Source organism: Novosphingobium sp. UBA6272 (assembly GCF_002440635.1).
GTDB lineage: Bacteria > Pseudomonadota > Alphaproteobacteria > Sphingomonadales > Sphingomonadaceae > Novosphingobium.
This window is the reverse complement of the sequence record NZ_DJUW01000024.1, coordinates 32,912-44,488: the sequence shown is the minus strand read 5'-3', so window position 1 is coordinate 44,488 and position 11,577 is coordinate 32,912. Positions and strand designations below refer to the sequence as shown.

The window sequence follows — 11,577 nt, the reverse complement described above, 5'->3', positions numbered from 1 at the left end:
CCAAACCGGCAGCAGGCCAATGTGAATACCCTCAGTGCATTGTTGTCAGAAGCATTGGCATTGGCGCCATCGTAGTTGGACCGGGCACCGTCGAACTTGCCATAAGCCGTGTACTGCAGCCCAACGCGCATGCTGGCTCGCCGTCCAAGAGGCCCGTTGCTGTTAGCCCATGGAGTGTAATCGAGTTGGGCGGTCAGCCCATTACTGTCTGGTTTGGCGGTCGGCCCGCGATAGAGGTTCGAATTTGCAGTTCCGGTCGTCGAGAACGCTCCCAGTGTCACACCGACTTTGGAGCGCCAGTTGTAGCCAATGTCGCCCCGCCACTCGTTGAGACGTATCCTTGCGCAATCTGCATTGCCGCCCGGACCAACGAAGCCGAGCCAGCAGCTTGCCTGAAGATCCGCGTTCTCCCGCGTGTAGCGCATCTGGGCCGAAAGTGCGTCGCCCGTACCAAGCGTCTTTTGCCAAGAGGCATCGAGGCCAAAGTCGGTGTACCGATCCGAGAGGCTCGTCGTGCGATTGCGGTGCGGGCGAATGCGCGCTTGCAGGAAGTAGGCTCCAACGTGTGCCGTTCCTCCGCCCAACGGCCCTTGCCAGGCCGCCCTGCCGTAAGGCGCGAGTCCTTTGATGTCGCCGGGTTCATCGGATTCAACACCAAGCCACCTTAGCGTGCCCGCCCGTGGGCTGGAGTAGGCTCCGCCTTCCATATAGAACTTCTGTCCAAGCCAGGCATAGGCCGTCAATCCGATCGACTTTCCGCCTAGTCCGCCGTTGATCAGCGGGGCCGCCCCTGGTGTCCGCGAAATGGTCGTTTGCGTATAGGGGAAGCTCCATGCCGGGGTCGTGTTCCATGGATCCTGGACAGTTGGGGAATTGTTGAGAGACAATCCAAGCACCGCATCCTGGCCGAAGATCTGGCTCTTGGTGACCGCCCTGAGGTCGAGCATGTCGAGCATCCAGGCCTTTTCGGCACCTTCATAGGCGACCTCGACAAAGCCACCGAAATTCTGGCCTATCCCGCCGGTGAGGTACAGGCTACCTCTGTCCAGGAGCAGGTTATTGTTGGCCTTGCCCATTTCCGGAGGAGGATCCTGGTCCTTTTTTGTGCGTGTGAAAGAAACTTCTCCAACAGCAGAAATCGGGACACTCGCGCCACTGCGCATCGTGTAACCCTCAATCTTGAACTGACGGCCCATCGGCGTCAGTTGAGGTCCGAACCCTCCGACATGACAGGCTTGACAGGTCAATCCGGTCTGATCGACGTAGGCTGGCACGGCCTTGGCTTGCGGCGGAACCATCGCCAGAATGATGATGGTGGCAACAAAGGGAAGTGCGGCAGGAAGAGTAAAACGAAACAGCGTCTGCTTACTGCCAGTCGGAAAAGACTGCGAGACTTGGCTGCCTCCAGCGGGAAACTTGTTCGACATGAAACACCCCCTCGTTGAAATCGAACACCTGCGCTGTGTCATTCTGATCGAGCACTTTAGGTATCGGAATTAAGAGCTCCGCCAGCAGATACAGGTTAGTTCGTGTTCGGCCCGTCGGTTGCGACCGTGATTGCGTTGACTGCGCATTCCACCCGTTCGCTCCCGGCGAGAACCACGGCGTAGCGTCCTCGCACTTTCTGATCTGTAAGTATTGTTCACACCTGATCCCAAGCAGGACTGCCTGCTATCATTCGGGCAATTGGGGCTTCCATCCGACACGCTCACCGCGGTGGCGCGGAGGCCGATCTATTCTGACCGCAAATCCAAGAGTTGCTCCACGATGTGAGGGTTTCGTTGTTCGGCTGCGTATCTCTGGCTGGAACTTCTTTGCATGCAACGTTGGGGCACAAGAACAGAAGCCTGAACTTCCGCACCCTGCCGGCAGGGTGGTTCGCAGATCCCATCAGGAGGGGGCAGCTGATTGAAGATAAAGTATCTCGCTTTGCCGACTTTGGCTGTGTCGGCCATCGCATTTGGGGAACCGATGACTTTCGACGGGGCGGTTACGCGCGCCATTCGCGAGGCGCCTTCTGTTCGCGCCAGTGATGCTCAGGTGCAGGCGAGCCAATCAGCTTCGGTTGCTGCTGGCCAGCTGCCGGACCCGACGCTCAATGTCGGGATAGACAATTTCCCGATCTCTGGCCCTCCGGCCTTCAGCTTTACGCGCGAGGGCATGACCATGGGGCGTATCGGTGTGGAACAGGCATTTCCAAACCCTGCCAAGCGCCGTGCCAGAGTGCAGCGGGCGCAGGCAGATATCGGCCGGGCCCAAGCCGGCTATTCTGTAGAGGCACAAAACGTCGGGCTCGAAACTGCGCTTGCTTGGATCGATCTGTACTTCGCCAAACGCCGCTTGAGTCAACTCGATCGCTTGATCGAGAGTTTGGATGATCTGCAATCTACCGTTTCCGCCCGATTGGCTTCCGGTTCGGCGCGGCCGTCCCAAGCGCTGGAGCCCTCGCAGCTTCGAGCCCAGATCAACGATCGTCGAAGTGTCCTGGCGGCAGATGTAGCCAAGGCCAGGGCCAGGTTGGCCCGCTTCACCGGCGATCCTGATCCTGACGTGGTCGGCGGTCCGCCGTTGCTCTTGGTCGACCGGCAAGCTCTGATTGATGGTATCCCAACACTGCCTCGGCTAAGACTCTTCGATGCGAATGTACGCAGCGCTGAGGCGGAGAGTGCACTGGCACGGGCTGAGAAGCGACCGGATTGGCGCGTCAATGCGGCCTATGGTCGCCGTGATCCTGCCTATGGCAGTACGGTTTCCGTCGGTGTCAGCATTGACCTGCCATTGTTCGCCGGGAAGCGGCAAGATCCGCTGATCGCCGCCCGGGCAAGTGAGGAAACTCAGGCCCTTTTCGCCCGCGATGCTGCTGAGCGGGAAGTGCGGGCGGATCTTGAGGCGGACCTCGCCGAGTATGACATGCATGTCCAGCAGTTGCATAATGCCCGCGAAACCCTGGTGCCTCTCGCAAAGCATCGCGCAGAACTCGACATGGCGAGCTACGCGGCTGGCAAGCTCGATCTTGGCAGTGCACTTTTGTCCACTCTGGCCTTGGCCGAAGCCGAAGTTGAGGCACTCTCTCGCGAAGCCGACGTCGCGCGTGACGTGATCCGGATCAACTACAGATATGGAAGGGTGCAGCCATGACGCTGGACAAGAAGAACGCAGTGCGTTGGGGCGCAGCGCTGCTGGCAGTCACGATGGTAGTAGGCGGAGGCGGTTACTGGCTTGGTCAACGCGGACACTCTGCCGATACGACCGCAAGAACGGCACCTGACGGCCGCAAGATCCTGTATTGGTACGATCCGATGGTCCCGCAAGAGCGTTACGACAATCCCGATTCACTGTCGTCGATGGGCATGAAGACGATCCCCAAATATGCCGACGAGGCGCCCGATGCGGGGCCAGGCATCACGATTGATTCCGCCGCCCAGCAGAATCTGGGAATGCGGATTGTCGCTCCCGAAATGGGCGTTCTTCCTTCTGACCTTGCGGTAACCGGGACGCTGGAGTTCAACTTGCGCGAAGTCGCGATCGTGCAAGCACGATCTGGCGGATTCGTGAGCCGGGTTTACGCACTTGCGCCAGGCGATGTGATCGCGGCCGGCGCTCCTGTCGCGGACTTGCTGATTTCCGATTGGGCCGGCGCGCAGACCGAGTACTTGGCGGTAAGGCAGTTGGGAAAGCCCGAGCTTACCGCAGCAGCGCATCGTCGGCTAAAGCTACTGGGCATGTCTGACACGCTGATCGCGGAAGTTGAACGGACAGGCCGAACCCATGATGTCGTCACGATCCGCTCACCAAAGGGAGGTGTGATCCAGTCGCTCGAAGTCAGGTCGGGAATGACTCTTCCAGCAGGAGCCAGCCTTGCGCAGGTGGGAGGGATCGCCACGATCTGGCTCAATGCGGCTATTCCCGAGGCACAGGCTCAAACAGTCCGCGTGGGTCTGGGTGCAACTGTTACGCTGGCAGCATTCCCGGGCGAGACTTTCACCGGAAAGGTTACCGCCATCCTCCCAACGGCACAGGCCGACAGCCGAACACTCACCGCTCGCATTGAGCTGGTCAATCACAAGGGACGACTGCGGCCGGGCATGTTTGCAAGGGTCGCCTTTGTGCAAGACGGGCAGCCAAGGCTGTTGATTCCGAATGAGGCAATCATTCGCACCGGCACCCGGACTTTGGTCATGCTTGCCCTTCCTGAAGGACGATATCGTCCGGCCGAAGTGCGAATTGGTCGCGAAGGAGGGGGCAAGACCGAAGTCCTCGCGGGATTGGCTCCAAACGAACGGGTTGTCGCATCCGCTCAGTTCCTGCTCGATTCCGAAGCAAGCCTGGCGGGCGTTGTTGCGCGTCCGATCGGTGGCGACCAGTGATCGCAGCAATTATCAGGGCTTCCGTGCGTGCGCGGGGTTTCGTTCTTGCCGCGGCATTGGTGCTGTCGGCACTTGGATTGCTCGCGGTCAGAACCACGCCGGTCGACGCGCTGCCGGATCTATCCGATGTACAGGTGATCATCCGCACCAGTTGGCCGGGCCAGGCGCCGCAAATCATCGAAAACCAGGTCACCACTCCGGTTGCGACGACAATGCTTTCAGTTCCAGGCGCGCGGATCGTGCGTGGCTATTCATTCACCGGCGACAGTTATGTCTACGTGCTGTTCGAAGACGGCACCGATCTCTACTGGGCGCGCAGTCGTGTTCTGGAATATCTGAGTCAGGTGCAAAGCCGTCTGCCGAACGGTGCCAATGCCACGCTTGGTCCCGATGCGACAGGTGTTGGCTGGATTTACGAATACGCACTTGTCGATCGCAAGGGTACGCACGATCTGGCTCAGCTGCGCAGCATCCAGGACTGGTTCCTGCGCTATGAACTTAAGACTATCCCAGGCGTGGCGGAAGTCGCCGCCATCGGTGGCATGGTCAGGCAATACCAGGTGGTTGTCGATCCGCAGAAACTCGCGGCCTATGGGGTCACGCCGCAAGACGTGGCGGACGCGCTGAGGCGCGCCAACCAGGAGACTGGCGGTGCAACTGTCGAAATGGCAGGCGCGGAATACACTGTGCGTGCCAGCGACTATCTGGGGTCGTTGCGGGATTTCGAACTCGTCCCGATTCGAACCGCTGTTGGTGGAGTGCCGATTACGGTCGGCGACGTAGCCACAGTGCAAGTCGGCCCGGAAATGCGCCGCGGAATTGCCGAGCTCAACGGTGAAGGAGAAGTCGCGGGCGGTGTCATCGTAATGCGCCAAGGACAGAATGCGCGGGCAGTCATCGACGGGGTCCGCCAGAAGCTCGATGAACTGAAAAAAAGCCTGCCACCTGGGGTCGAGGTTGTGACGGTATATGATCGGTCAGGTTTGATCGACCGCGCGGTTGAGAATCTCACCAGCAAGCTGATCGAGGAGTTCCTGATCGTCGCCATCGTCTGCGGACTGTTTCTGTGGCACGCGCGCTCAGCGTTGGTTGCGATCCTTACTTTGCCGCTTGGCATCCTAATAGCATTCATCGTCATGCGATTGCAGGGACTTAACGCCAACATCCTATCGCTTGGTGGGATTGCGATCGCGATCGGCGCAATGGTGGATGCAGCAGTAGTGATGATCGAGAACGCACACAAGCATCTCGAGCACTGGCAACATGAACATCCCGGTCACGAACTCGATCAACCCACACGCTGGAGGCTTGTGACTGATGCTGCGGCCGAAGTGGGTCCCGCACTCTTCCTCAGCCTGTTGATCATCACCTTTTCCTTCATCCCGATCTTCACCTTACAGGGACAGGAAGGACGGTTGTTCACTCCACTGGCGTTCACCAAGACCTACGCAATGGCTGCCGCAGCGCTCCTTTCAATCACGCTGATCCCGGTATTGATGGGCATGCTGATCAAGGGAAAGATCCCCAACGAAGAGGCCAACCCGATCAATCGATGGCTCTCGCACATTTACCGCCCGGCGATCGACTGGGTGTTGAAGCGGCCGAAACAGACCTTGCTGATTGCGGCGCTTATCTTTGCGAGCAGCCTGTGGCCGGCCTCGCGGATCGGCGGCGAGTTTCTGCCGCAAATGAACGAAGGCGACTTGCTCTACATGCCCTCCGCGTTGCCTGGCCTGTCAGCGGCTGAAGCCAGTCGCCTGCTCCAGCAGACCAACAGGATGATCAAGACAGTCCCGGAGGTTGAAACGGTATTCGGAAAGTCTGGCCGGGCTGATAGCGCGACGGATCCGGCACCGCTCGAAATGTTCGAAACGACCATCCGATTCAAACCAGCCGATCAGTGGCGACCTGGCATGACCCCTGAAAAACTTGTCGAAGAACTGGACGCGAAGGTCAAAGTGCCAGGCCTCGCCAATTTCTGGATTCCGCCGATCCGCAACCGGATCGATATGCTGGCAACCGGAATCAAGAGCCCGATCGGGATCAAGGTTGCTGGTTCGAACCTGGGTGAAATAAATCAGACGGCCAAGCGTATAGAAGGCGTGGTGAGAGGCGTCCCTGGCGTTTCTTCGGCGCTGGCGGAGCGGCTTAGCGGTGGGCGCTATATCGATATCCAAGTAGATCGTGCGACTGCATCGCGTTACGGCCTCAACGTCGCCGATGTCCACGACCTGGTCGCCTCCGCTATTGGCGGCGAGAATATTAGCCAAACGGTCGAGGGGCTTGCACGCTATCCGATCAGTGTGCGATACCCGCGTGAATTGCGCGACAGCGTGGACAAGCTGTCCAATCTTCCTGTCCTCACCCCATCGGGGCAACAGATTACTCTTGGCACGGTCGCCACCGTCCGCGTCAGCGATGGCCCGCCCATGCTGCGCAGCGAGAACGGCAGACCGGTCACTTGGATCTATGTCGACGGCCGTTCAAGCGACATGCAAACGCTGGTATCGGATATCAATCGCGCAATCACCTCAAAGGTTACCCTGCCTCCGGGTGTCAGTATCTCATATACCGGACAGTACGAGTTCCTGGTCCGAGCCAAGGAACGCATGAAGCTGGTGGTGCCGGTGACACTCGCGATCATCCTCGCCCTCCTGTACCTCACCTTTCGCCGCTGGGATGAAGCGCTGCTCATCATGGGTACCTTGCCCTTTGCACTCACAGGTGGGCTTTGGCTGCTCTATTGGTTCGGGTATAACCAGTCCGTCGCTACCGCTGTCGGTTTCATCGCGCTCGCCGGAGTTTCTGCGGAATTCGGGGTGGTGATGCTGATCTATCTCAAGCACGCGCTCGAGGCGCGCGAAGACGGCGATGTCGCCGCCGCCGTGCGCGAAGGCGCTTTGCTTCGGGTGCGCCCCAAAGCCATGACAGTCGCCGTAATACTTGCCGGTCTTTTTCCCGTTCTCGCAGGCAGCGGCACGGGTTCGGAAGTGATGAGCAGGATCGCGGCCCCCATGGTTGGCGGCATGATTACGGCGCCGCTCTTGTCGATGCTGGTTATTCCGGCGGCCTATTTGTTGATGCGCCGGCGCGATCATTCAAAACAAAGATTGAGCGACGCATGATATATCTGTCAGCACAGTCAATCGATTGGACCATTCTGATTATGGAGTAGTTCAATTGTTTGATGCGGGAATTGAATTTCGACAACTCCGCTACGCTGTCCTCACGGCGGATAGCCAGAGTTTTGCCCGTGCTGCCGCTTCACTTGGGATGAAGCAGTCAACACTTAGCCGCAAAGTCAAGGACATGGAGATTAGGCTTGGCATCAAGCTGTTCGAGCGAACAACGCGTGGTGCCGAGGTCACAGAGAATGGCAGAGTCTTCATCGAACAGGCGCGCCGCATCGTCACCGATGTCGACAACCTGCATACCACCGCTCGCAACGTCAGCTACGGCCTTCAGGGCAGATTGGCGGTCGGCTATTGTTCGTCACTCATGTCGGGCAACCTCAAGCGTGCATTCTCCGAATACCTTGCCCGCTTTCCCGAGGTCCAGTTCGACGGAATCGAGGGTGGACCCGAGAAGATCATTCACGGCCTGCAATCGCAGACCGTGGATGTAGGCGTGATTCCGACCGGTCTTGGTGAGGCAGGGCTGCTGTCGAGGCCGCTTTGGTCTGAGCGGCTTTTCACAGTCTTGCTCGAAGACAGCGAGCTGCTTTCGAAAGAAAAGATCTACTGGCAGGACTTGCGACGCGAGGTCTTCGTTGTCTCTGGTAACGGGATTGGTCCGATTCTCGGCAATCTGATTTCCGCCCGACTGACCGAGCAAGGGTTCCGGCCCGCCGTGATATATCAGGACACGAGCCAGGAGAGTGTCCTCAGCATGATTGTGGCCAAACGGTTTATCTCGGTCGCTACCGAAGCTTCGCAAGGCGTGCCATGGCAAGATCTCCACTTCCGTGAAATCTACGATGCCACCGGACCAGCCCGCCTGGAATATGCTCTCTACTGGCGCGAGGATAACGACAACCCGGCGCTCAAGCGGTTCTTCAAGCTGATCGAGGAGCGCTACCCCGGCTGAGCGGCGCGGCGCCCTTTGGCATAGCTGCGGTCGGTGGCTATAAACCGCTCGATCATCGGCGGAATCAGCCGCTCGGGTGGTGGAGCGCCTTTCGCATCGCCGCCGTTGAGGGCCGTAGCGTAAGCAACAAGTTCCTTATGGAGCCTCGCCGACACTTCTATGGTCAGGCGTACGGGCTTTTCGTCAGCAAGGTCGGAGAGCTTCAGCCGAGTCATCGTTCGCCTCCCAGCACCAGATCGCGCGTCACCAGCACTCGCACCGGAAACCCCGGCCGGATGGTGAGCGTTGGCCGGACGTTCAATTCCCGGCTGACGATTTGCTCGCCGGCACGGTTGACGCTGTCCTGTGTTCCGCGCCGGATCGCGCGGGCCAAATCGCCATCGCCGCCAGAACCAACCTCGGAGCCCACACCCAACAGCGTAGAGACAAGCGCGGCCTGGAGCACGCCGCCCCAGTGATAATCGGTGCCATCCTGCAATCCCGCGAACCCGCGCGCATCGGTGGCAGGCTGGCGTTCGAGCACTATCGAGCGGCCATCGGGCAGGATCAGCCGGTTCCACGCGAGGAGCACCCGGCTCTGGCCAAATGCGACATCGGCATCATAGTCACCAATCAGCCGTGAGCCCTGTGGGATCAGCAGAATGCGCCCGGTCGGGCTGTCATATATGTTTTGGGTCACTTGCGCGGTAACCAAGCCTGGCAAGTCCGAACGGATGCCGGTGATAAGCGCGGCCGGAATCACCGATCCCGCCTGCAACACATGGGGCGAAGCCAGCTCTGACAGCCGCTCTTCCGACACCGTGCGCCGGTCGCTGGCGCGCTCGAGGAACGCATGCCGACGGGCCGCCTCGGTCTTCGGACCTGATGGTGGCACTGCCGACGCCGGGGCTTCGGCCACGGCAGGCATCCTGGCAAGGCCAGCGCCACCGCCCGGTGCACCGCCGCCGAAGAACAATCGGCTCCCTCGCGCGGCCTCGCGTTCCTGCTCAGCGCGCTGACGAGCTGCTTCGGCAGCATTGGCGGCGGGATTGGGCGGCAACGGCTGCGGCGCGCCCACCGGCGGCAGTGCGGCCACATCACCGCGGCGCTGCGCATCGAGGATCGGCTTGCCAAGATCGCCGGGCAACGGTGGGCCGAGCTTGGGCACCTGGCCATAGTCCTTGGGGGCACCGGCGAGATTGTCGGCCACAGCGACGCCTTCGGTGTTGTAGAGTTCCTCGGCGCGTTTGCGACCTTGGGGCTGAAGCGCATAGATCAACGCGCCACCGACCAGCGCGAAGCCGCAAGCCGAAGCAATGCCGATCGCCTTGCGCGACAGACGCATGACGCGCGGTGGATCGCCGCGCAGCTTGACTGCGCTAGCAGGGTCGGAAAGCGCATCCTCGCGCGAGGCAGGTTCGGCCGTAGTCATGCCCGCCCCCTGCGCTGCGCGACGATCCGCACCTTGTCCTGGCCCATGCGGCCGCCGAGCCGTAATTCGGCAGCCCCGAACAGCCGGTCGATGATCATGTAGCGGCCCGCGACGCGGTAATTGACCAGCTCGGCCTCACCCTTGGCGCCGATTACGAACAACGGCGGCAATTCGCCTTGCGCAACACTTTCGGGGAACTCAATGAACACGCGAACGCCGTCGTCGAACGCGCGAAGCGGCCGCCAGTCGGGCCTGTCGCCCTCGATCGCATAGCGGAAGTTGAGCGTCGAGAGATCGAGCCCAGCCGCGATGGGCGCGGCGCGCTCCGCTTCGGCACGCGCCTGACGCAGCGCAATCAACTGGTCCTGCGGATAGGTCCAGGAGACCGAAGCCATATAGACCGACGGATTAGCGCGAAGTTCGAGGTGATAGGTGCGCCGGTCCGTGTTGATCACGAGGTTGGTCGCGATGTCGGGCCGGATGGGCTTGACCAGGATATGCACCCGCGCCGATGCCCCGATCCCGCTCACGGTATCGCCGATCATCCAGCGCACGGTGTCGCCGGCCGCGACCGGGCCGGTGCCGACCAGTTGCTCGCCTTCCTGCAATGCGATGTCGGTCACCTGGCCCGGCTTGGCGTAGATCTGGTAGAGCGCGCCCTCGGTGTAGGGGAACACCTGGATCGCGTTCACGAACCCGGTGCGCTCGGGCTGGATCCGCGCGGCCTCCATTGCCGCTCCCACCCTGTCCTGCAGAGTGGGGCGACTCCGCGGTGGATGGGAGCGGCCCGCGGCGTGGGGAGGGTTACGCCGCGGAAGGGCTTGCAGCTGGCCGGGAAGCGGCAGCGGCACGGGGATGGCGACCACATCGGTGCGCGAAGCGGTCGACTGCGCCGCATCGCCCGAGGACGCTGGCGAAGTGGGCTGGTGCTTTGTCGGTTCTTGAGCCCACGTAGTTGAAGTCGTGGCGACGCTCCCGACGAGCATCGCGAGAAGGCAGGCGCGCCGGGCGCGCAATTTGGTGCTGATCATGATCCGAGTTCCTTCGACCAGTTGATGGCGTTGACGAAGATGCCGAGCGGGTTCTTGCGCAGGGCATCGGGGGTGCGGGGTGTCTGGAGCGCGATGGTCAGGATTGCGGTCCAGCGGGTGGTTTCGGCCAGGCTGCCATCGCGGTAGCGCCGCTCGACCCAGGCGACGCGGAAGCTGGTCGGCGAGGCGCGGATCACGCTGGTGACATCAATCCCGACTTGTTCGCGCCCGATCAGGGCGAACGGGTCGTTAGTCCGGGCATAGTCGTTGAGCGCAAGCGCGCCCTTGTCGGTGGCGAAGTCATAGGCGCGCAGCCAGTTCTGCCGCACGACAATCGGATCGTCTGGAACGGCGCGGACCTGCTCGATGAACCGGGCGAGGTGGAACGCGATCTGCGGGTCGCTAGGCGTGTAGCCTGCATCGGCAGGCGCTACGGCCTGCGCCTCACCAAGCTTGTCGACCTGAACCACCCAGGGAACGATCGAGCCGCGCGCGCCTTGCCAGATTATCCCGGCGGTGAGGCAGGTCGACAGACCCAGTGCGCCGAAGAAGGCAAGCCGCCAGCTGCGGGCCTGGACGCGGGCCGAGCCGTTGCGGTCGTCCCAGACCTGCGCGGCGCGCTGGTAGGGCGTTTCGGGTTCGGGGGTCTTGCCGTAGCGGATCGATGGGCGTCGGAACATGC

The 11,577-nt window shown here is 61.1% G+C and carries 9 protein-coding genes; 4 read left to right on the top strand and 5 right to left on the bottom strand.

Translation table 11 applies throughout. The annotated features are described in order from the left end of the window. Window positions 1-1,427, bottom strand: a 1,427-nt coding sequence (locus tag B2V17_RS11150; protein ID WP_292997640.1) for a hypothetical protein, incomplete at its 3' end; no start/stop codon positions are given. A 544-nt stretch (window positions 1,428-1,971) separates the two neighbouring features. Between B2V17_RS11150 and B2V17_RS11145 the strand changes: the two genes are divergently transcribed. Genes B2V17_RS11145 through B2V17_RS11130 form a run of 4 tightly spaced genes read left to right on the top strand, consistent with a single transcriptional unit; the run spans window position 1,972 to window position 8,453 of the window. Further along, entirely contained in the window at window positions 1,972-3,138 is a 1,167-nt protein-coding gene (locus B2V17_RS11145; RefSeq protein ID WP_292997644.1) for a TolC family protein, read from the top strand. Then, window positions 3,135-4,367, top strand: coding sequence for an efflux RND transporter periplasmic adaptor subunit (locus B2V17_RS11140; RefSeq protein WP_292997638.1), 1,233 nt, complete (start codon window positions 3,135-3,137; stop codon window positions 4,365-4,367). The genes B2V17_RS11145 and B2V17_RS11140 overlap by 4 nt, the downstream gene beginning before the upstream one ends. Continuing rightward, window positions 4,364-7,492, top strand: coding sequence for an efflux RND transporter permease subunit (locus B2V17_RS11135; protein WP_292997636.1), 3,129 nt, complete (start codon window positions 4,364-4,366; stop codon window positions 7,490-7,492). The genes B2V17_RS11140 and B2V17_RS11135 overlap by 4 nt, the downstream gene beginning before the upstream one ends. Before the next feature lie 55 nt (window positions 7,493-7,547). After that, entirely contained in the window at window positions 7,548-8,453 is a 906-nt protein-coding gene (locus B2V17_RS11130; protein ID WP_292997634.1) for a LysR family transcriptional regulator, read from the top strand. Here B2V17_RS11130 and B2V17_RS11125 read toward each other — a convergent pair. Genes B2V17_RS11125 through trbF form a run of 4 tightly spaced genes read right to left on the bottom strand, consistent with a single transcriptional unit; the run spans window position 8,441 to window position 11,575 of the window. Beyond that, entirely contained in the window at window positions 8,441-8,668 is a 228-nt protein-coding gene (locus B2V17_RS11125) for a DUF2274 domain-containing protein (protein WP_292997632.1), read from the bottom strand. The two genes, B2V17_RS11130 and B2V17_RS11125, sit on opposite strands and share 13 nt — an antisense overlap. Next, window positions 8,665-9,864 carry a TrbI/VirB10 family protein gene (locus B2V17_RS11120; protein WP_292997630.1) on the bottom strand — a complete coding sequence of 400 codons (1,200 nt, stop codon included), beginning with the start codon at window positions 9,862-9,864 and terminating at the stop codon, window positions 8,665-8,667. The genes B2V17_RS11125 and B2V17_RS11120 overlap by 4 nt, the downstream gene beginning before the upstream one ends. Further along, entirely contained in the window at window positions 9,861-10,895 is a 1,035-nt protein-coding gene (gene trbG, locus B2V17_RS11115; protein ID WP_292997628.1) for a P-type conjugative transfer protein TrbG, read from the bottom strand. The genes B2V17_RS11120 and trbG overlap by 4 nt, the downstream gene beginning before the upstream one ends. Further along, entirely contained in the window at window positions 10,892-11,575 is a 684-nt protein-coding gene (gene trbF, locus B2V17_RS11110) for a conjugal transfer protein TrbF (protein ID WP_292997626.1), read from the bottom strand. Before trbF ends, trbG begins: the two co-directional genes overlap by 4 nt. Window positions 11,576-11,577 lie beyond the last annotated feature (2 nt).